The organism is Cellvibrio sp. PSBB023 (genome assembly GCF_002007605.1).
In the GTDB taxonomy this organism is placed as follows: Bacteria; Pseudomonadota; Gammaproteobacteria; order Pseudomonadales; family Cellvibrionaceae; genus Cellvibrio.
Genome location: NZ_CP019799.1, coordinates 448,697 through 470,233, shown reverse-complemented (window position 1 = coordinate 470,233; position 21,537 = coordinate 448,697). Strand labels below are relative to the sequence as shown.

Genomic DNA, 21,537 nt, shown 5'->3' with positions numbered 1-21,537 from the left:
TCCAGATTATTCAACTATTGAGTCAGTTAATCATTGTGTATAAAGATCAGTCTTCACGATTATCTACATACTTCACACTGGACTCGCCCTTGGTGTGAAGCTCCGCCACCCGCAATGCGGGCACCTTGGTAAATCTGTTTGCGCGGATTTCAGTATCAGGATCACCCACGGTATGCTCAATCACAATGCCTGCCGCATTCTTGATATGGTTGTTGGCAATCCGGGTGTATTGCACACCATGTAAATACAGTGATGCGCTGCGTTTATTGCGCTTACCCTGCCCCACATTTTCAACATGGTTGTGTCTGAACAATAAATGGGGGCCAAAGGTACTTTCATCGGTGCCACCACGATACAGACTGATTAATGCACCTTCGATATTCGTAAAGCGATTCTTATCCATCACCAGGGTTTCAGCGTTGTAATTACCCAAATCATCCGTCTCTTTATCCAATCGCAACAGGTCGCCAGTGATGTTATTAAAGCTGGAATTCATAATCTGGATATTTTCTGCAAGACTGCGACTGCCAGCCTCTAAAAAGTGATGCGAGTGATTAACGTTTAGATTTTCTACCCGGACATTGTCAACGATTAAACGATAGCTGATATACATACCGCTTTTGAGTGTGCGAATCAGAATATTGCCTGCCAAATCCGGGCTTTTGCTACCATCAATAGTCACATTGTGCAGTTTTAAAGAGCCGCCATTTTGTATTTCAAATAAGGTGGTTCGCTCAGGCAATAAAACAACCTTTCCCGCTTGTTTAGCGCGGATGCTCAACACCTTATTAATTGCCAGCAGCTTGGTAATTTTATATTGACCGGGAGCCAGGACTAACTGATCGCCCGACTCAGCCGCCGCAATGGCATGGGACAATGAATCCTCTGCATTGGCATCGACACTAATCGTTTTACCCGAATCAAACTCAACCTGAGCCACATTCTTCTCGTACCAGTGCGGGCCTACCTCTGATTTTTTTATAGGTTTTAAGGATGCAGCAACACCGATATGTTTATACGCATCGCCCTGTGGCATTAATAAACCGGCAGCATTGCGTTTCATTGTCAGGGTTTTCGCGCTGAAGCCCGTTTGTAGATTGGGATTCTTCACCTTGTGCAAGACGTTGTCCGCAAAGGCAATTCCACTCATGTCATCAAAGATCTTGAACACATCAGCGTTTGATTCACTGAAGACCAAATTCCGTTGCATCCGGCTATTTACTGGTGGCGCATTTCGTTCTGCATCGCTGCCCGCACCCAATTGGATATTATCGACATTGATAAAAGTATTATTTTCAATAGTTGCATTAACCACTTGGCTATAGCGACTGACCGAGGCACCAACTGTGCCATTCATCACCGCAAAACCACTGCCAAAACGGGTTCCAGTCAAGCCTTCCAAATAGTTGTTTCGCACTATTTGATCGCTATTAATTACCCGAATGCCACCTGTATGCTCAGCACCATTACCGAAAAACACATTACCTTCCACCACATTACCATTGCCATGGCGTAGCGTCAGGGCTCCACGCCCCTCATAAAAAACATTATTGCGAACAATATTTTTACCGGACTTAATGGAAACAATTTCCACCTCGCCGTTACAGCGATCAAAATAATTGTTTTCTATGAGCGTATGCGAATCTGTAAGCGAATAGGTGCTGGTGCCCACTCGCAATGTTTCACCACCATTGGAGCCAAGAATGGGGCGAGGGCCAAAATAATTATGATCAATTTGATGATAATTCTGTTGATTGGCAACGCCATCCAAACGCACAGCCATAGTCACACCCAAATTGCGCTTGCCTGCCAAGTAACTATGATCAACGCGATTATGTTTACCGTAGAGAGCCACCCAATAATCTGACGAATCGCGATCCGGATTATTAAAGCTATCAATTACAACTTGAGTGACGCGAGAATAATTGGCCAGATGTTCATCGTCACGCTTGAATGAAATCACTTCCCCGGTTGGGGTATAACCATTTTTAAACACCAACCCCTCTACTACCAAATAATTTCCCGCAAGGCGCAAATTAGATAGACCAGAGATAATGACCTTACCCGGGGTTTCAGCGCGGAGAGTTATGGGCTTTAGAGCATTGCCTTCAGCAAAAAAACCAATTTCAAAGTCTGACCATACACCATTTTTTAAGACTATCGCGTCGCCCGGCACAACTGTTTTCAATGCAGATGCAAATGCTTGTTGATTTTCGACCACAATATCCTTGGCTAAGAGATTGCTACTCAGCAACAAACCCATCAATAAAACGCTAGACGCTTTTCCAAACCACTGCATTGGTATCACCCCAACAAATTGTGTAACAACACCCAATTAAAAATGGCAAAACACGCACCGCTATAAGGTGGGTGTTTCGCCCAACTTCCACGAGCAATAGCAACGACGGATAGAAGAAAGAAGAATTGAAATAGCGATTGGGGCCCAAACGCGACCAACAACAATGGTGGCAATGCGGTTTGCCACTGAACCTGCAAATTTGTTGCGCTTTAACGATGGCTGTACGGTCATGGCATTGCCTTGGTATCTATTATTGTGACTGACCACAAAATATTAACAGTTAAGACCTGTATGTCAATAATAATTTGACCAATAACACAAAAGATAGCTGCCAAAAATGATAAATTGGCATTACCAAAACAACATAAGAAGCCAAGATAAAGCTCACGAAAAAGATGGCAGCCTTTTAGCCACTGGCTTTGCCAATTATCTGATCTTTGAGTTATGCTTGAAGCGTTAACGCAGTCGGGCGCGTACCAATGGGGATAAAAATGAAAAACCGTCGCTTGTTTTGGCGCATCGTTGAAAAAATTGAACATTTGATTGATAGCGGTATTTACCCTCCGGGCAGCAGGCTTCCGCCAGAACGTGAGCTTGCGGACAATTACGGCGTAAGCCGACCAACTATCCGCGAAGCCATTATTGCGTTGGAAGTTCGCGAACGCGTGGAAGTAAAAACTGGTTCAGGCATCTATGTGGCAGAAAATCAGTCTGCAGAAAAAAGTGCTGTGAAAATCAGTGCGTTTGAACTCACTCAAGCACGCGCACTGGTGGAAGGCGAAGCCGCTGCACTGGCAGCCACTACGATTACCGAAGAAGAACTGGCTGCACTGCACCAAACATTGGTGGATATGGAAAACGAAGCCAACGCCGAGGATGCCGACGAGCAGTTCCATTTAATTATTTCCAAGGCGACACGCAACAATGCCATCCTGGTGGCAGTAGAAAAGCTCTGGCATCTGCGCAGCACCAATGAAGACATTATCGAAGCCTACAAAGGTGTTTGTAACCAAAGCGCTCACAAGCGCATGGAAGAGCATACAGCGATTTACAACGCACTTAAGATGCACGATGGAAATGCCGCGCGGGCAGCCATGCACTTTCACTTCAATCGCTTGATAAATTCGTTGTTCGATGCCAGCGAACAGCGCGCACTGGATGAAATACGCCGCAAGACCTCAGAATACAGAGGCAGATACTCGTTGGATTATTTGGCGCAAGCACGCAATTAATCCACGCAGCACTCTCACCTTGCGTTAAAAATACAACGTCCATACAACAACGCCAGTCAGTTAATCTGACTGGCGTTGTTGTATGGACGTGTATTTAAAAAACTGCAAAAGCAAAATTACGAGAACAACAAACCGCCATTAATATCAATACAATTTCCGGTCATGAATGAGGCTTCGCGAGACATTAAAAATGCCACCAACTGCCCCACTTCATCAGCAGTGCCTTCACGCTTTAACGCCGTTGCAGCCGCAACTTTGGAACGCACATCGCTCTGGGTAAATTGATCGTGGAATCCGGTGCTGATCATGCCAGGGCAAACACTGTTAACACGGATATTTTTTGCACCCAATTCTTTGGCCAGGCCGCGCGTGAAAGACATGATCGCACCTTTGGATGTGGCGTAAGCCACCGCACCACTACCGCCACCATCGCGCCCTGCTTGCGAGGCAAAGGTAACAATACTATCGCCCGCATTTAAGTGCGGTATGGTGGCGCGCACCATCATAAACAGTGATGTTAGATTAACATCCATCACCTTGCGCCAATGCTGTAGCGGCATAGCATCAATAGTAATGCGCTCAATCAAACCACCTGACACATGCACCAAACCATTAATATGCCCAAAAGCATTTATAGCAGCAGCCACAACACCATTTGCTTCAGACTCTTGTGTAAGGTCTGCCTTAAGGGCAACTGCTTTTGCTCCACTACGCTCTATTTCTGCCACAACCTCATGCGCCGCATCGGCACTGGCGTGATAGGTTAATAAAATGCTGGCACCACGCTTCGCCAAAGCCAAGGCACATGAACGCCCAATGTCGCGCCCACCGCCCGCCACGATGAATACCTTACCCTTCATGTCCATCACAGCTCCTGAAGTAAACTGGAAAAATTATTCGATAAAAAAAGCCGGGAATAAATTCTCGGCTTTCAATGTTGGTATTAGTGCGCCAATTAAAATTTGTAGGTTGCACCGAAGGTCACACGACGATCCGTGAGGCCTTGGAAACACAACAACCCACCTTCATTCACACAAGATTGTCGGGTATCCGAGCGCAGCAAATTGATAGCTTCCACACCAATATTCAATGCTTCAGTTACATCGTAATTGATACTGGCATTGAGCTGTCCTCTGGCTTCCTGAATAGCGTAGAAACCCCAAGGATCACTACCACTGCCGTAATTGTTGGTACTGAAGGCATCGCGCCAGGTGTAACGGATACGCGCAGAAATATCGTACTTTTCGTAGAACGCGGTAATGTTATAGGCGTTCTCAGAAAGGTTAAGCAGTGCCGCGCGCAAGGTGACATCCGGATGACCTAACAAGGTAAATACCTGATCAGCACGACTTGTTGGCGTTTGGTAGGTATCACCGCCCGAGAATTCCTGGAAGGTATAGTTGGTGATAAAACCAAAACCGGAGGCCCAACCCAACGTATCTTCAAACTCGGAAAGATCGTATTGAAAAGCAAGCTCGATCCCTTTTTGCGTGGTCTCTCCTGCGCCATTTACTTTTGACGAGGTAGGCACACAAATACCTTGTAGACCATTTTCTTCTGGCGGCGCCAAGGTATTACGGACAGCAATAGGGTTCCAAATACCACCCGCTTCACAGGGCGCAGTAGTATCACGATAACCAGTGCCCGGCTCGGAATAAGCATCCTGTGTTTGAGTCACATGCAAACCGGTGCGGACTTTGTGAAAAATACCGGCACTTAATACGCTGGAAGGCGCAAAATACCATTCTGCCGACAAATCAAATGAGGTTACTTCTTCCGGTTCCAACCCGGGATTACCTATAGCAACAGCCTGGTTTTCACTGGTTTGAAACGCGACAGACGTAGACAGGTCATCAAAATCCGGGCGACGAATATCTTTACCCCAACCCGCACGAACCACGACATCATCCCTCACATCTGCCACAAGGTTTATACGTGGCAACACAAAGTCATAACTGCCCGTTTCAACATTCGGTGTGGCAACACCGTTCACGACACTGTTGCCCCGCGAATTAACCTTGGTTTCCAGATAACGCAAACCGGCATTACCACGGAATATGCCGTATTCAAAATTCACCTGCCCATACAGGGAGTTAGTTTCTTCTGAGATATCAAAGAACGATGCAGCGGTTGAGGTTGGTGAAGAAATTTGAGCCTGGGTGCGATTATTCGCCGTATTGTTTGCAACAATTGCCGCATTTAACGCCGCCATCACCGCATCCGGATCAGAAAATGATTTTGCCGGATCGACCAACAAAAAATCTTTTACATATAATTTTCTGCCGTCAGCCGCATTAAAGTTATCCGGGCCCGCAGAGAGAACGCTGGCAAACATATCGCCGGTCGGCGAATTTCTGCGATCAGAAATAGTGAAGTTACTACCACTCACATCTTTAAGGCTGGATGTTTCGTTGTAGCGATAACCAACTTCTACTGACGTAATACCGGCCATATCCACATCGTAGCGGAAATCAACACGGAAAGCGTCTTCCTGGTTTTTAATCAGGTTATTACTTTGGTTTACCGATGCGATCACATAGTTCGCAGGATCCAGCAACTGCTCTTTTGTCGGTGTAGTAGCCAGACCTTGAGCAATACCAAAGGTCAGCGAGCCGCCGGTTAGATCAAACTCAAAAGGCACACCATTATCGATTCTGGTGCTGGTTGATGCGGAATTAGGATTGATAAAATTAAGCGTAGTGCTGAAGTTAGGCGTATTACTTTCGGAGTCCGAGGTGGATGCCTCTACGCGCACAAACGTTTTATCACCCGACCACTCGCCACCCAACCTGAAAATATTACTGTCGGTCACGCGCGCATTGGTATCCGTTGAGGTACGCAGGTTAGGATCCAAATTACCGGTTTGCTGTGGCAACAATATGCCTTTGGTTACCGCGCGAATCGAACCTATAGCCTGCGGGCCATTTTCACCACGAATTGTTCCAAAGTTGATGGTCTCATAATCCGTAATGAGTGCTGTTCTGGCAACATCGGCCACGCCGGATGCCTGTATACGGTGACTCTCTTGTCTGCGCTCCTGATCATTCACAACTGCATCAAAATACAATTTTGTGTCGTCGTTTGGCGCCCACTCAAATGAAGCTGAAACGTTTTTTGTTTCATATTCATAATTGTCATAATCTTGCTGCAGAAATTGAACCGGTAAGTGATCGTAGTCAGCGGTAGGGTTTTGGCCTGCCAATACCAGATTGTCGCGATCAACGCGGGGGCGGAAATCCGTCACATCCATCTCTGCGTAACTGGCGCTGATGACTGCACCAAACTCACCCGCGTTAGTCGACCAATTATCGCCCCAGGTGCCTGACACGCGGGGAGTCAAACCACCATCGGATGAAAGGTCACTGTGCTCGCCCTGAACACGGATAGAGCCAAGTGTTTCTTTCAACTCAAGCGGGCGAATGGTGCGCAGGTTAATCGTGCCGCCGACAGAACCCTCAATGGTTTTTGCTTCAGGTGCTTTAGTGACTTCTACAGCAGAGATCATCGCTGCCGACACATCCTCAAAGCTGATACCGGTACGGCCAGATCCCGAACCCACTGTTGATACACCGTTAATTTCAGTACGGTTTGCATCGGTACCGCGAATCTGAACACCCACACCTACACCACCCTCACGGGTGATCTGAACGCCGGTAATATTTTCCAGCACTTCTGCCAGGTTTTGGTCAGGCAGCTTACCTATGTCTTCTGATTGGATAACTTCGATCAAGTTAGAAGCAGCACGCTTTTCTTCAATAGCACCCTGCAAAGAAGCGCGAATACCGGTAACCATCACCTCTTCCAGCGCACTTGCCTGGTCTTGCGCATAGGTCATGGATGACACAGCAGAAATGGCTAATGACAAGCTACAAACCTTCGTACGTAATTTCATCATGGTTTCACCTCCAGTAACTTTTATTTTTAAGTTTTGACCTCACAAGCAAAATACCACAACCAGATATTTTACCAAACATACTAGCCAAATTTATTATTGGTAATACCAATTATGTGTATATTGGTAATGCTTTAATCCGAAAAAGTAACAGCCCATGATTGGTTTGTGTCTATATTGTGCACGCAAATTGATGCGCCACAGTGTTGGCCAGGTGCAAATGATTGGCTTGATTTGTTAAGGAGAAAATTACGTCGCACTGAAATAGGCCAATGTGGCGGTCAGTCAGCGCAGTTGTCGACGAAAGCAGACTTGAGAGAGGAATAACGAGGGATTAAAAAGTCTTACGAAGAGGGAAAACAGCCGCACACCCTTCACAATAAGGAGCACGGCTGTCGTCAAATACTGATTGGCTTACTTACCTAAGGTGAGGAAATAATCGAAGATTTCCGGCACATTGCCGTTGCCCATACCAGCATCAACAGCAGCCTGGAGGTGAGCAGAGGTGCCTTCAGCAATTGGGGCACGAGTCCCCAAATTGTCGACCATCGCCAGGAAATACCCCAGATCCTTGTTGGCATTGGCAATAGAGAAACCCAAATCGCTGACGCCATCTACCGCGTAGTTTTTGCAAAACTTCATGAAAGGTGAGCTTGATGGGCCTGTCGACATAATGTCGAACAACTGCTGGCGATCAATGCCGGCGCGGTCAGCCACAGCAAAGGCTTGCGACATGGCGGTCACAGTTGTCATGCCGATAAAGTTATTGATCAGCTTGGTGGTATGACCCGCGCCGAGCGCGCCCAGATAGAAAATATTCTCCCCCTGCATAGCAAGTACCGGCTGCACCTTGTCAAAAGTCGCCTTGTCGCCGCCAACCATAATATTGAGCAAACCATCTTTAGCATGAGCAGGTGTGCGCCCCAGAGCCGCATCTATCATCCCCGCCCCTTTCGCCGCGAGATCGACACCAATCTTTCGGGTAGATGCTGGAATTGAGGTTCCAAAATCAACCACCACAGCCCCTTCTTTTATACCGGCCAGAATGCCGTCTTCAGCGTAAACCAGCTTTTCCACAACAACAGAAGTGGTCAGACAAAGCATCACAATGTCACAGGCAGCAGCCAGTTCGCGGGCAGAACCCGCCTCGGTGGCACCACGAGCAACAACAGCCGCCACAGCCTCCTTATTCAGGTCCATAACCATTGGCTCAAAGCCTTTCTTTTGCAGGTTTTCAACCATGTTGCTGCCCATAAGGCCAAGCCCAATAAAACCAATGACCGGTTTTGTCATATCTAACTCCTGGAAGGGGTGATGCGTATTAATTTAAAGCAATATGAATATTATCATTCGCCACTACAGATAGCTTACCAATTTATACTTTATTAATATTTTTTGTCAATCCAATAATACAAACAACCTCAATATTGGCTTTACCAATAATTAGAACAATAAACCAAGGCTGTCAAATAGGAACAAGGCAGTGGCATTGCATCACTGAAGGCAGGGAGGGATAGAACAATAGGACAATAAAAAAGGGCCCGAAGGCCCTCGCTAGTGTGGCTAGCCAGTGATTAGCTATCGTTTGGTTTTCTGTACGGTAAGGTCTGTATCCTGACTGGTACTTGGCAGCAGGTCTCCTTCTTTGGCTGGCGTGAATACGGCACCAATCCTGTACTTGCCAACATCCAGCCTGGTTGCCCAACGTGCAACACCTGTGGCTTCCAACTCAATGGGCTCACTCACTTTTTCTCCATTAATCATGAACTGCACTACTCCTATGGGCTTTTCTTGTGTCTTATCGCGAGTGATGATTTCTTCCGTTTTATGGTATTTGATCACCGCTGCCAGCGAGACTTTCGATGAATCTTGCTTCACCAACACATCCGTTATAGTTGCACCTGCATCAACTTTTTGACTCTCCAAAAATGCTTGGGCAAACCCTTTCTCACCGGTGACAGCGACATCTTTAACACAATTGGCGTGATGGTTTTTATCGCTAACACGCGCACAAAGTTTGCGTGCAACATCTTCAGCAATGGGAACAACTTGCGGGCTACCACTCACCACGCAAGTGCTGGAATTTTCCGCCGGCCAATCCTTGTAGGTGAAAGTATGGGTTGATGTGCCGGGCAAGTAATCGAACAAACTGCTTTTTTCACTCACGCGCCAGGCGTTCGCGAAGGTCTGGTTCAAATCGATATACCGCTGCGCCAGCAATGCGGGGCGAGCGCCCAATGAAGTGCCGTTGGGTAACAACGGCAACCAATCACCATTGTGGATATAACCCAATATGCCCTCAGTGGCCGGTGTATTAAATACCGTCAGATTTAAAAACCATTTTTGTTGATATCCCCACCATTGCGGAAGCGCAATCAAGCTGGTGCCATTGGGGAAATTAATTTCGATACCATTTCCCGTTGGCGACTTACTGACTCGAGCACCTGAACCCAGATTGATGCTTTGCAGGGTAGCCATATCAATTAACTTGCCATCGATACGGAGCTGCATACCTGAGGGGTCTGGCTCGCCGGAAATATTAGGCTGGTAAGACACCCGATGCTTGCCGACACGCGCCACAACAGCCGTATTCACACTGACGCAACTTTTTAACCCTGTGTAGGGATTTGTAATAGCAGCTGCAGAGGGAACCGGTGTTTGACGCGCCTGGATTTCCATCGCGCTACCTTCACGCAACAACACAAATTCACCTGCACTTTGGAAATCATAATGAACACCATTCACTGTTTTTAGGTGAGGGTCGCCATTATCATTCGCATCATAAACAGCGCGATCATTGGTCAACATCAGTTCATCAATCACAATTCGCCCTTCTGCTGATCCGTGTGACGGGCCGACATCCAAACGAATCGCCGCAATGTGACTGAGATCCAAACCAGAACCGTTATTTAAAAAATCCGTCAGGCGAATACGGATGGTTTCCATCTCGTTGTGCCATCCGCCCGAACGTTGATAGGGCTCCTCCAAACCGCCGCCAAATGCGCCAATATTAATGGAGCTGGTGACCGAGGATGTATCGCGCAGTGTCACCTTGAATGTCAGGTCGCCCAATGCAGCAACCGTATTGGGGTGACGGGTAGCCTGGGCACCGCGGAATGACAGAATGAGATTATCGACAAAGTTTTGCTCGGCAACGGGAATCTCCCACTCATAAAACCTGTCCACACCATTCCAATCAAACACCACACCGCGACTGGTATCTAATGGCCCCGCCTGGGTTGCGCCATTAAATGGGTCGCTTGGTGTCCAGGCAAAATCTGTATTGTTATCGTCCAACCGCCCTTCAGTCAGGTTAGTCACATTAAAATTAACCGGTGCGCCTATCGAACTGAGGTTGGTCGCAAATTGGGATTGATAGTCATCGATAACAACAGACTTTTTAACACCCGGAGGAAAAGCACCGCCCGGTGGCGTTACACCGGTAGATGCATCGCGATATTCATGACTGACCACAATGCAAGGATTCCCCGTAGGAACACCAATGGGCCGAAAACTTTCGTATTGGCGTGTTAAAAAATCCAGCGAGGGAATATTGTCTTCCACATAACGTTTCACCAAAGGTAAAAAGTGGCCCAACTCAATTAAATGAGTATTGGCAATTCCAATGGAGCAAGGGCCGGTAAATGCAGCGGAAGCAGCGGGATTGTTATGGAACCATCCGTGCCCTGCTCCCTGAACAGTCGTAGATTGCCGATTGGCTGTGGCACGATCATGTAAATGATATGTTTGAGCAATATTATTATCCGCACCACCATGCACATCCGCATCACCAGAAGCCGTCCACAAATGGAAATTCGCATCTTGAGGATTGGCGATATTCGTACCATTAAAATCCGTTGGCAACATGCTACTGATTAATTTGATATTCGCCTTGCCGTAATTTACCGGCGTGACAGTGCCATCAAACAACGCGTCGTAAGCAATCGCCACACCTTCACCACCACGGCTGTGACCAATCCATGTAATTTTGCTGCTATTCAAATGGCCGGTCAGTGCACCGCCTGCAATAACACCAGCAGCCACCTGATCAATAAATGCATCCGTATGCGCAAGAGTGGTTTGGGATGCAGATACAGGACCAGGCATTGTGTTGTTGCTATGGCTCACAACAACATATCCATAAGACGCCAGATGCCGGCCTATATGGTCATACCATGCATAATTATGCCCATTGCCGTGGCTGATAATAATCAACGGCAAGCCATCAGGATTACCGTCACCATTTTTATCAATATTAGCGGCAGCCACATTGGTGGGATAAAAAAGATTCTGGCTACGCAAACCCGCGTTGATGCCATAAGTAGTACTGACGGCATTACTCAAATTGTAATCCAGCTCAGTTACCGCCATAGGGCCAGGTGCAGTCGTATCACTAACTGCATAAAACCCCGACTCATTATTGCGTCCATCGATGTAATCATCGCCATTTAGAATGCCATCCTGATTGCAATCCAACACCACATCGTAGCCCACACCCAAGCCCATTCCCGCATTGGCATTGAGTTCAAAAGGTGCCGCCACCTGATAAGTATTTGCCTGGATATTGGCAGCACTGAAAGTCACTGTCAGTGCACCGCCAGTGGTGACATCTGTTAATGTTTGATCAACATCCCAGCCAATTGTTTTTTTAGCGGCAACGACATACACATCGCACGTCTGTCCGGCAATGGCCGGAAATCGTGTCGGATCAATCGCAATTTTGAGCGCGCTATTTACATTAACTGCTTTTATATACTCAAAGAATGGATAGACAGCTAAGGAATTGCCTGCCAATTCCATTTTTGTAATAGCGGCAGAGGCTCCCGAAGCACAACAAAAAAGCGCAGCAGAAAACATCGCCTGCGCCCAGCCATATGTTTTAGTCAGTGTTTTCATATTATTACTCCTTAATAAAATGAGAAATGAGTTAACGTATTGCCACGGGTAAACGCCATGCATCTACGAGCGCCTTCTCAGAGGGCGAATACTTAAGCACCAACTCCGCCACATGATCGCGCAGCAATGTTGCCAAATCTGGCATTTCTATAGGTTGTTGGGTCACACTCCTGACCACATCTGCATTTAACGATGCAATTTTTTGCTTATTTGCCAGCTCCGTTTCCTGCGCAATAACTTTTTCATTAACCCGCTCCGGCAACTCTGCACTGCCAAACCAGGCCCGACTTTTTGCAAGGTCAACATCACCGGGAACAATAGCAACCACATACCCGGATTCACTACCACTATTCAAACGCTCCGCGGTTTGGTTTCCCACATACAAAACGGGCTCAGCAATATTGCGGGGAACAACCAGCAATGGATTCACTTTAAAAATCACTAAAGTGCCATTTTTAACGATGGGTTTTTCCTCGCGCCAGAAATGTGTGTAACCTTCGCGCAGAAAAAATTGCTGGGCATAAACCACATCAATCACTGCCGCAGGTGTAGTCACTTTTTCATCAGACTGCGACTGACTGAATGATAAAGGCGCATAAGTAAGCACCCCAAAAACACTCAGCATCCACAGCGACTTACACACATATCGAAACGCACCAACTAATCCTCTGCAGCGATTTCGATCAGAACCACCTATTGAGTTACTTGTAAACATCATGTTCACCTCAAAAATTTATTAAGCATTGTTAACTGCAAATCTAACAAGTGATAAATAACGCCAACCACCCATTAACCTGCATCCCAAAAACTGGCGACATCACAACTGCCATTTAAAATCCTAGGCCAGCACATCAAAAAGCAGGGTTAATTAATGCCGCGTTTTATGTGAAAAATTCACTGTTTGAGAGGAAATAATCTATTGCGCGACAATTACGTCGCGTAAATTATTAAATTAATGGGGATGGGATTAATGAGGGTAATGGAGATTTTCAATGCGCAGCAAATGTTTACTTTCACAAAAAGCTTTTACTGAAAAGCCCTAACTATGTAGGGCTTTCAAAACAAAATTTAATCCTGTGATACTTTTACACTAAAAATGCAACTTACCTACAAGTAACTCGTAGGTGTGTTTCATTCGCCCCGGGGGGAGTGGCAAGCGATACGTCATATCCGCACGCCCCGCAAAATTGCACAAAGGAATTGACATGATTGGACCACTGACTTGACAAAAACACCCCGTAGACCTGCCCTGAATTCGGGCACGCCGCAGTAGTGATATTGGGCGAATCGCAAGTACCTTGATTATAAACCCCATTATTCAATGAAATGGAACAAGTTGAAACACCTACAGCTCTAGTGCCAACTGTTTTGGTTGCTACTACTGAACCGCTAATAGTACAGGAATAAATTACGTTTGCACTGGAAGGACTGTACACTGCAACTGAGTTGGTCCATGTGCAATCATCTGCAGAAGCAGACAGAGGAAGTGATAAAAGTAACGCAAAGGGCAATGCTATTTTGAATAATTTCATTATTAATTAATCCCGTTTAATGATTATTTTTTAGAGAAGACATCCTTAGTGCTCCTTCGGATAAAAAACCAACCGCTATCCTTAGGAATAACCGACTATCCCTTAGTCAGCAAATGAAAAACCCTTCGGGGCATGTTTACATATGCCGCCCCGCGCCTCAACACAAAATTAAATTTAAAAAAACGTACATTGAGTATCTATTATAAAAATATTAATTCAACATAAATAACCATATCTGTCGCATAAACAACAATATACGTCGTACAAAAACAACAATTGGCACATAACGCTGCATTCAAGAATCCAAGAGAGTCACCTGTTTTAGCATATCACGCACTGCGGAGTTCCACTGAACGCCGTAATTGCATGATGTGCTTACCCGCCCCTATTAGAAATGGATAAATTGTAACGATGCGTGGAGCGAAGCCCGCCGCTTTACTACATCAGAAGCCGCTCCGGAAACAATAGAGCGCATTGGCGGCGAACAACTGAGCGTAATAATCGACGCAAGCGATAAAGGCGACTTTAAAACCTTTGTTGAATTATCTGGCGGCGCGTGCGCCCCATTCAAAAGCCAACTTTTGCGCGCGTTACACGTTGCCAGAGATACACCCAATAAATACGGCAAAGTGATCAAGAAATTAATCGGGCCTTGTTTTCAGGGTGTTGAAACGATTAAAACCCACATCCGCGAATGGATTGTTCGCCCTGTGGATTTATCAAATAAGAAAAATGATTTAGGGGTGGATCCGTAGAGTAGATAAAGGAAAGGCGGCTTTTTTGCCGCCTTGTTGCTACGATTTTTTGCTAGTGTAACACTACGGAACATATTCAGAACTAATTGCCACTTTAGAAACATAATGCTCGCAAACTGATATACCTTGAGCCTTGCTTTGATCAAACAACGCGAGATTCATTCCATTACCCACAGAGCTATTGCTATGGCTTGGCCGCTTATTGCTGGCAAACCCCATTGGATTATTAATTACTGCTATCGCAGCCGGAGCTTATTTAATTTGGAAAAACTGGGAACCCATCAAGCAATGGTTTTCTGGTTTATGGGAAGATGTGAAAGCAACCTTTAACCAGGGCATTGGTGGCATCACTAAAGTATTGCTCGACTGGTCACCGCTCGGCTTGATCTACAAAGGTGTTGTTTGGGCGCTGGAAAAGTTGGGCATTGATCTCCCGGAGAAATTTAAAACACTCGGCGGCGCAGTAGTAGATGGATTGCTTGGTGGTTTATTTGGTGGAATGGAAAAACTCAAGACCGGGATCATTAATTTAGGTAACAATGCCATCACATGGTTTAAAGACACTCTCGGAATTCACTCACCAAGCCGCGTATTTGCCGAACTGGGTATCAATACCCTGCAGGGCTATCAAAAGGGCTTGGAGCAACAACAAAGCCCTACCCTCCAACGCATTGGATTAATCGCTAAACAAGTGACAGCGGCAGGCGCAGGGCTAGTAATAAGTGGAACCGTTGCAGCTTCCCCTATTCACACATATTAGACTTACCATTCCAAGTTGCTTTTTTTATGGATTCCAATGCTGCGCCTTTGTGCAGTCTCGACTCGCAATTTGCCAACATCCCTCGAAAACCACGCTCCCACATAGATTGCAAGGTGAGCATGTACCCTTCAATCGTACGCTTCCTTAATTCTTCTATGTGAGACACAAGGAATACCGAACTAGGATCATCACTCACATTGAGATCATTCAACTTATTATCAAGAGCACGAATGGACGGTTTTACGACATGCTGTCGAAAATGCTCCAATGCGGGAATTTGATTGAACGTTAGGCCAAAACATTCGTGGTCATATAATATATAGTTTGTAATGTCAAATGTTGAAATTTTCACCATCAAATTAACCTGTTTTTAATTGCTGTGTTGTATTTGGTTTTTCAGTAGAAATTAAAATTTTACCAGTTAGCTATTTAAATACTTATTTGATGAAAAATTAGTTTATTTGTAAATAAATTTTGTTATCTATAAATCCCAGTTTCTTATCGGTCCTTCTAGTTTATTTTTAGCAACACGCCCATCTTTAAAATAGTCGTTTTGTGCTATCTTTATACCATTAGAATCGCAGGTTTGGGTTTTTATCCTTAACTTTTGGTATTACATAAAATAAAAAGCATTCAACAAGCCCGTAAATACTAATTGTTTTTTCCTCAGGGAATTTATCTGTTGAAACTTTAATATATGTCGTAATTAGATTTGCTTCGTAATTTATAAATATTTTTCGGTGGTCAGCATGTGCCTGCCCAATACTAAAGCCTTGCATATGCATCACTGCATTCAGCGCATGAATATAATTGCTTTCCCACATCCCCGGATCACCGGATGTTATAGTGACCAGTTTTACGTCAATGCTTGGAAAAGTACTGTTCATTAGCTTGCAAAATTCATTAACTTTTCTTGCATGGAATGCGAATTCTAATAAATCAGGAACAATCATTTCATTCCATACTGACGACCATTCCCCAGGTATTACACTACTTGTGCAGGCAAATAAACGTAGTGCTTTTTCTCGTGCTTTTATTAAGTGAATCTCTGTTAGGCGCTGATGGCTATTCAATTGCTTTAATCTCTCTAGTTAAATGGTGAGTAAGGTTATGATGTCACCTGTTAAATGTTGGTGAAAATACTTTATTTGTTAAATCGCCAAATGTGATTCGAGCCATTCGCCAACCCTCCCCAAAACGCTTCCTAGGCCACCCACGGCGCCCCCAATCAAGAATTATCACAAAATATACCCACATCTAAGCTTTCGCGCGCGGTCACTCGCCTATGCCCAGTGACATCTTCACTGACCCTTAATTTAGCTGCACACAGGTTCGCAATGCAGCAAGACGAAAGTCTGGCCTAATCCTTACCACCCATCGGGGAGCCTAACCCTCCCCGCCCGGGCTGGCCTTAGCTCCTTCGATTTATTTAGTTAAATCCAGGAGCACCCAATGAAATCCACATTCAATCTTTCTGAATTTCGCACTGTTGAAGCAGAGTTTGGAGTAACAATCTCCATGGTATCTGTTGATTCTCGCGTTCCTGAGAATTCGTTTAAAGCCACAGGCCTAAAACTTGAGGAATATAACGAGTGTGTTGAATTTTTGAGAGAGCATGGCCACATCTTTGGAATGAACATGGCCAGAGAGAAGTTTTGCAAGTAAGTTTGAGCTTTCCCTGATTTCGCTTTCGGCGATTAGGGAGTCCTCCTAAAGGCCTTTTAGCAGGACTTTTAGGGGGATTCCCTAATCAACCAAGCTTGGAGTTTAATCATGGTAAACGCAAACAAAGAAACTTTCGATGTGAACAGTCGTCATGTGATGAGTGTAAATTTCAACTGCACTAGTGGTCTATAAGACATGTTCATCACCCGACTGTTGTTTTGCGGTATGAGCAGCGATAGCGCGGTAAATGGTGGCTTGGCTAAGACCATAGCGCTGCTTAAGCTCCTTCATGGGTAGGCCAGCATTTTTATCGGTAACAATTCTACTGATGAGCTCACCATTCAACCTTGATCGTCTACCAAATTTCACTTTATTAGCTTTGGCTCTCTCGATACCTTCTTGCTGCCTTTCGCGGCGCAGTGCATTCTCAAATTCAGCAACGGCGGCCAGCATATTAAATAGCAGCTTTCCGCTAGACGTGGCTGTGTCGATGCTTTGGTCAAGCACCAGTAAGTTAATACCTTCCCGCTCAAATCGAGCAAGTATTTTGGCCAGATCAAGCACCGACCTTGCAAGTCGATCGAGCCGGGTAATGACCAGGCAATCGCCTTCCCGTAGATACTCCATACATGCCTTGTATTGTGGGCGTTGCGCTGTGGCACCACTTAGCTTCTCATGAAAGACTTTATCGCAACCAGCCTCTTTTAGCTTATCAAGCTGAAGCTCCAAGCTCTGTCCTGTGCTACTAACGCGGGCATATCCAACTCTAGGCATGGCTCTCAATAACTCTTAGGGGATTTGATAATTTAATTATGAGGGTAGTTTTGAGAGTGTCAAATGTATATTATCAAAATGTATACATTTTGATAATTAACGTGAAACCTAGCGTGTGCCATAGTGGCAAACAAACTTGATTGCAAAGTACTGTGTGTGCCATAATGGCACCACTACTAAATAGTTTCGACGGAGGTAATTCCCATGGGCTAGCTATCAAAATCAAAGTACTTGCAATTATTAAAATATACGGAGCGATAAATGAAACCAGTAACAACGAAAGAAGCACGCCTAGTGGCCAGAGCTTCTGCCGATGTACAAGAGTTGATTAAATGTGCGGCGGAGTTATCAGGCGCAACAATTTCACAGTTTATTGTCGATGCAGCGGTCACAAAAGCTAATGCACTAATCGACTCAATGAACTCGATAAAATTGAGTCTGCAGAGCGCGAATGCTCTTTTTGATGCACTTGAGAACCCTCCCGCACCTAATTCATCACTGTTAGCCGCAGCTGACAGATACAAGCGTAAACGGGAGAATTATGAAAATCGAATTATTGGACAAAGACACTCACCAACGTGAGGCTTTTGATTGTGGCGTAGACGCGCTGAATAAGTTTTTGAGAGAGCAGGCCAGTAGTGCCGGAATAAAAAAAATATCACGTACCAATGTGTTAGTGGATGAGCAACAACCAGCTGAAGTTGTGGCTTACTACACATTGAGCTTTGCAGAAGTGACGGCACCTGTGGATAGCAAGCTTTATAAAAAGTACCCACACAAGCTGCCTGCATTACTGTTGAGTCGCTTGGCCACTGATAAAAAATATCAAGGTCAAGGGCATGGCGAATATATGTTGATTGATGCGATCTGCGCTGTCGCGAAGATCGATATAGAGCAGTTTTCACCAGCGCCAGTTATTGGGTTGGTGGTGGATGCGAAACCAGGTAAAGATGAATTTTATAAGAAGCACGGATTCTTGGTTATGGATGAGGCGAACCCTGCACGTCTGTGGCTTCCGATAGGAACGTGCGTTGCAATTTATCGGCGAGTATATTCCGATCATTAATCGCCCTTTGCTAAGTGAGTTATTTTCCACTGGAAGGTGCAAACCGGTGGAAAGTAACCGCTGACGATTAAGCGGCAAGATAAAAAATACCTTCGCGCGCCATCTTTGAGCCTATCTGGATATTTCGGCAGAAATATATTGCGAGCAGAATAAAAACTCTATTGACTGGCTTTCCCGTGCCCAACAAGAGTAACCATGATGTCATTACCCTCAATCACGCTCCCCTACACCAAAGATAAAAGTGCCACGCCACGAATATATGTTATTCAAGTCTACCCTGCAGAAATTAACACCGATCCAGGCGATCCAATAGCCTCAATCATTGTGGAGCGAACGGAGGAGCTTGAATATCTCGATGACCGCAAAACAATATCGAGTGCTCGTATACGATTAAGTTACGAACTTATTACTACAGGGCAAAATTATCATCGTCAATCAGGTGGCGAATTTTGCGGTTCCTATTCGGTTGGCTATGGAGGTAATGAGCGGGTTTCAATAATAAACGTAAAAGATGAACATATGTTCCTAAATTAACATCGTACTTACAAATTTTTTGCAAAGCAAAAAACCCGCTGATCTTGCGATAAGCGGGTTTTTAATTTGGTGAAGCTAAGAATACTCCACCCTATAATCCTGCCAATCCATAGACCTAGCTTATACCATCCCGACCGCGGGATGCACTCGGCACATCCATGTGCCTCGTCCTGCGGGCAGCTTCGCTGTGCAAAACAGCTGTCCTGCCGTTTTTTGAACCGCATCAGCACTTCTCACCCACTTAGCCCCACATCGAACATTTATTTTCGCGCAAATAAAAAACCCGCGTTTCGTGAGAAACGCGGGTTTAGTATTTGGTGGAGCTAAGCGGGATCGAACCGCTGACCTCAACACTGCCAGTGTTGCGCTCTCCCAGCTGAGCTATAGCCCCAGATTCGTCGACATCCTGTCTCTGAGTGGCGCGCATTTTATGCAGCTGCCTCCGGAGTGTCAAGCAAAAGTTTTGGGCTTGTACTCCGGTTTTTTATCGATAAATCAAGCGGTTAACTATTAACCGCTGATTCCTCCTGGGGGGCGCCCAGTTTATCGAAGACTTTCTCCAAGTCCTTTTGTTTGTTTTTGCCAAAGCCGCCCAAGGCGTTGATGGCATGGCGGATGCGGGCGCGGCTCATGTCGGGGCCGATGATCTGCATGGAGTCCACGACCGAGAAGCTGGCGGTGGTGCCTGCGATGGCGACGAAGACTGGTGCGAGGGCGTCTTTGATTTTGATGCCCATTTGGTCGGCGAGCAATTTGAGTTCGGCGAACAGGTTGTCGCGCTCCCAAGTGCGCAGGGCTTCCAGGCGCCAGAGGGCGAATTGCAGGTATTCTTTTTGTTTCTCTACGTCCAGCTTGTTACCTGCGAAGCTGGCTTCGGTGACGGGCATCATGCCGCTGACAAGGAAGCCGGCCAGTGGGGCGAAATCGCTCAGGGTGGTCATGCGCGATTGGGCGTGTGGCAGTGCTTGCAGCAGGGTTTCTTTGTTGAGTGCCCAACCGTGCAAACGCTCGGCGAGTTGCTCAATGGTGAAGTTCTCGCGAATCCACAGGCTGCTGAGCCAGTTGAGTTTTTCGACATCGAAAATCGGGCCACCTAATGACACGCGCAGCAGGTCAAAGTGTTCCTGCATTTCGGCGAGGGTGAATTTCTCGCGTTCGTCCGGCATTGACCAGCCCATGCGGCCAAGGTAGTTGAGCATGGTTTCCGGCAGATAGCCCATGCGCTTGTAATAGAGGATGCTGGTGGGGTTTTTGCGCTTGCTGAGTTTGGATTTATCCGGGTTGCGCAGCAGCGGCAAGTGGCACAGCACCGGCGCCTGCCAGCCGAAGTATTCGTAGAGTTTCAGGTGCTTGGGCGCGGAGTTGATCCACTCTTCGCCGCGAATCACGTGGGTGATCTGCATCAGGTGATCGTCCACCACGTTGGCGAGATGATAGGTGGGCATGCCGTCGCCTTTGAGCAGCACTTGCATATCCACTTGCGACCATTCGATTTCGATCTTGCCGCGCAGCATATCGTCGATTTCACACACGCCCTCTTCCGGGATTTTCATGCGGATAACGTAAGGCTCGCCTGCATCGAGTTTCGCTTGCACTTCGGCGGGTGATAATTTCAAACCGCGACCATCGTACTTGGGCGTTTCACCGCGCGCTTGTTGTTCGCGACGCATTTCGTCCAACTCTTCCGCAGTCGCGAAACAATAAAAGGCATGGCCTTTTTCCACCAACTCCATCGCGTATTTACCGTAGATGTCCATGCGCTCGCTTTGGCGATAAGGGCCGTGTGGGCCGCCCACGTCCGGGCCTTCATCCCATTCCAAGCCTAACCAGCGCAGACTGTCCAGAATCGCTTGTTCGGATTCGGGGGTACTGCGGGTTTGGTCGGTATCTTCAATGCGCAACAGGAATTTGCCGCCGTGCTGACGGGCAAAGCACAGGTTGAACAGGGCGATATAGGCGGTGCCTACGTGCGGGTCACCGGTGGGCGATGGGGCAATACGGGTACGGACTTCAGACATGGAATGGCCTTTTGTGCGAATCGATAAAATGGGGAACAGGAAAAAGGCGCGCATTATACGCTTGAATGCGGCGGCGGGAGAAAAAAAAGCCCCGGCAAGCCGGGGCATAAGGGG

The 21,537-nt window shown here is 46.3% G+C and carries 15 protein-coding genes and 1 tRNA gene; 6 read left to right on the top strand and 10 right to left on the bottom strand.

Annotated elements, in window-relative coordinates; all coding sequences use genetic code 11:
- Positions 1 to 46: 46 nt before the first annotated feature.
- On the bottom strand, positions 47 to 2,299 hold the full coding sequence (locus B0D95_RS02115; RefSeq protein ID WP_078042360.1) for a chondroitinase-B domain-containing protein: 2,253 nt from the start codon (positions 2,297 to 2,299) through the stop codon (positions 47 to 49).
- 491 nt (positions 2,300 to 2,790) lie between these two features.
- On the opposite strand from B0D95_RS02115, the gene B0D95_RS02110 reads away from it, so the two are divergent.
- On the top strand, positions 2,791 to 3,531 hold the full coding sequence (locus B0D95_RS02110) for a FadR/GntR family transcriptional regulator (protein ID WP_078042359.1): 741 nt from the start codon (positions 2,791 to 2,793) through the stop codon (positions 3,529 to 3,531).
- Positions 3,532 to 3,647: 116 nt separating this feature from the next.
- Here the strand turns inward: B0D95_RS02110 and B0D95_RS02105 are convergent, their stop codons facing one another.
- From B0D95_RS02105 to B0D95_RS02085, 5 genes are all read right to left on the bottom strand, one after another.
- Positions 3,648 to 4,397, bottom strand: a complete 750-nt coding sequence (locus tag B0D95_RS02105) for an SDR family NAD(P)-dependent oxidoreductase (protein WP_078042358.1) — start codon at positions 4,395 to 4,397, stop codon at positions 3,648 to 3,650.
- Positions 4,398 to 4,486: 89 nt separating this feature from the next.
- Entirely contained in the window at positions 4,487 to 7,426 is a 2,940-nt protein-coding gene (locus B0D95_RS02100) for a TonB-dependent receptor (protein ID WP_078042357.1), read from the bottom strand.
- 411 nt (positions 7,427 to 7,837) lie between these two features.
- Entirely contained in the window at positions 7,838 to 8,677 is an 840-nt protein-coding gene (locus B0D95_RS02095) for an NAD(P)-dependent oxidoreductase (RefSeq protein WP_246841701.1), read from the bottom strand.
- A gap of 324 nt (positions 8,678 to 9,001) precedes the next feature.
- Positions 9,002 to 12,319 (bottom strand): hypothetical protein, encoded by a 3,318-nt coding sequence (locus B0D95_RS02090; RefSeq protein ID WP_078042355.1) that lies wholly within the window; start codon positions 12,317 to 12,319, stop codon positions 9,002 to 9,004.
- A 31-nt stretch (positions 12,320 to 12,350) separates the two neighbouring features.
- Complete coding sequence (locus B0D95_RS02085; RefSeq protein WP_149867848.1) at positions 12,351 to 12,962, bottom strand: hypothetical protein; 612 nt, start codon at positions 12,960 to 12,962, stop codon at positions 12,351 to 12,353.
- Between the two features lie 1,846 nt (positions 12,963 to 14,808).
- Here B0D95_RS02085 and B0D95_RS02080 point away from each other — a divergent pair.
- Positions 14,809 to 15,366, top strand: coding sequence for a hypothetical protein (locus B0D95_RS02080; RefSeq protein WP_149867847.1), 558 nt, complete (start codon positions 14,809 to 14,811; stop codon positions 15,364 to 15,366).
- A 572-nt stretch (positions 15,367 to 15,938) separates the two neighbouring features.
- On the opposite strand, the gene B0D95_RS02070 is transcribed toward B0D95_RS02080, so the two are convergent.
- A complete protein-coding gene (locus B0D95_RS02070) occupies positions 15,939 to 16,439 on the bottom strand; it encodes a hypothetical protein (RefSeq protein ID WP_078042351.1) in 501 nt (166 codons plus the stop codon).
- 379 nt (positions 16,440 to 16,818) lie between these two features.
- On the opposite strand from B0D95_RS02070, the gene B0D95_RS02065 reads away from it, so the two are divergent.
- Entirely contained in the window at positions 16,819 to 17,031 is a 213-nt protein-coding gene (locus B0D95_RS02065; RefSeq protein WP_078042350.1) for a hypothetical protein, read from the top strand.
- Positions 17,032 to 17,217: 186 nt separating this feature from the next.
- Here the strand turns inward: B0D95_RS02065 and B0D95_RS02060 are convergent, their stop codons facing one another.
- Positions 17,218 to 17,760, bottom strand: a complete 543-nt coding sequence (locus tag B0D95_RS02060; RefSeq protein ID WP_246841700.1) for a recombinase family protein — start codon at positions 17,758 to 17,760, stop codon at positions 17,218 to 17,220.
- A 306-nt stretch (positions 17,761 to 18,066) separates the two neighbouring features.
- On the opposite strand from B0D95_RS02060, the gene B0D95_RS02055 reads away from it, so the two are divergent.
- From B0D95_RS02055 to B0D95_RS02045, 3 genes are all read left to right on the top strand, one after another.
- A complete protein-coding gene (locus B0D95_RS02055; protein ID WP_078042348.1) occupies positions 18,067 to 18,387 on the top strand; it encodes a DUF1778 domain-containing protein in 321 nt (106 codons plus the stop codon).
- A complete protein-coding gene (locus B0D95_RS02050) occupies positions 18,347 to 18,871 on the top strand; it encodes a GNAT family N-acetyltransferase (protein ID WP_078042347.1) in 525 nt (174 codons plus the stop codon). The genes B0D95_RS02055 and B0D95_RS02050 overlap by 41 nt, the downstream gene beginning before the upstream one ends.
- 195 nt (positions 18,872 to 19,066) lie before the next feature.
- Complete coding sequence (locus tag B0D95_RS02045; protein WP_078042346.1) at positions 19,067 to 19,405, top strand: hypothetical protein; 339 nt, start codon at positions 19,067 to 19,069, stop codon at positions 19,403 to 19,405.
- Positions 19,406 to 19,720: 315 nt separating this feature from the next.
- Here B0D95_RS02045 and B0D95_RS02040 read toward each other — a convergent pair.
- Together B0D95_RS02040 and gltX are read right to left on the bottom strand one after the other, a co-directional pair.
- Positions 19,721 to 19,796 (bottom strand) — tRNA-Ala (locus B0D95_RS02040).
- Positions 19,797 to 19,908: 112 nt separating this feature from the next.
- Positions 19,909 to 21,423: a glutamate--tRNA ligase gene (gltX, locus tag B0D95_RS02035; protein ID WP_149867846.1), complete on the bottom strand. Its 1,515-nt coding sequence runs from the start codon at positions 21,421 to 21,423 to the stop codon at positions 19,909 to 19,911.
- Between the last annotated feature and the right edge of the window lie 114 nt (positions 21,424 to 21,537).

What these genes read in the sequence shown, in the direction of transcription:
- B0D95_RS02115 (WP_078042360.1), bottom strand. Translation starts at nt 2,299, where the DNA reads ATGCAGTGGTTTGGAAAAGCGTCTAGCGTTTTATTGATGGGTTTGTTG.
- B0D95_RS02110 (WP_078042359.1), top strand. Translation starts at nt 2,791, where the DNA reads ATGAAAAACCGTCGCTTGTTTTGGCGCATCGTTGAAAAAATTGAACAT.
- B0D95_RS02105 (WP_078042358.1), bottom strand. Translation starts at nt 4,397, where the DNA reads ATGGACATGAAGGGTAAGGTATTCATCGTGGCGGGCGGTGGGCGCGAC.
- B0D95_RS02100 (WP_078042357.1), bottom strand. Translation starts at nt 7,426, where the DNA reads ATGATGAAATTACGTACGAAGGTTTGTAGCTTGTCATTAGCCATTTCT.
- B0D95_RS02095 (WP_246841701.1), bottom strand. Translation starts at nt 8,677, where the DNA reads ATGGGCAGCAACATGGTTGAAAACCTGCAAAAGAAAGGCTTTGAGCCA.
- B0D95_RS02090 (WP_078042355.1), bottom strand. Translation starts at nt 12,319, where the DNA reads ATGAAAACACTGACTAAAACATATGGCTGGGCGCAGGCGATGTTTTCT.
- B0D95_RS02065 (WP_078042350.1), top strand. Translation starts at nt 16,819, where the DNA reads ATGAAATCCACATTCAATCTTTCTGAATTTCGCACTGTTGAAGCAGAG.
- B0D95_RS02055 (WP_078042348.1), top strand. Translation starts at nt 18,067, where the DNA reads ATGAAACCAGTAACAACGAAAGAAGCACGCCTAGTGGCCAGAGCTTCT.
- B0D95_RS02050 (WP_078042347.1), top strand. Translation starts at nt 18,347, where the DNA reads ATGAAAATCGAATTATTGGACAAAGACACTCACCAACGTGAGGCTTTT.
- B0D95_RS02045 (WP_078042346.1), top strand. Translation starts at nt 19,067, where the DNA reads ATGATGTCATTACCCTCAATCACGCTCCCCTACACCAAAGATAAAAGT.
- gltX (WP_149867846.1), bottom strand. Translation starts at nt 21,423, where the DNA reads ATGTCTGAAGTCCGTACCCGTATTGCCCCATCGCCCACCGGTGACCCG.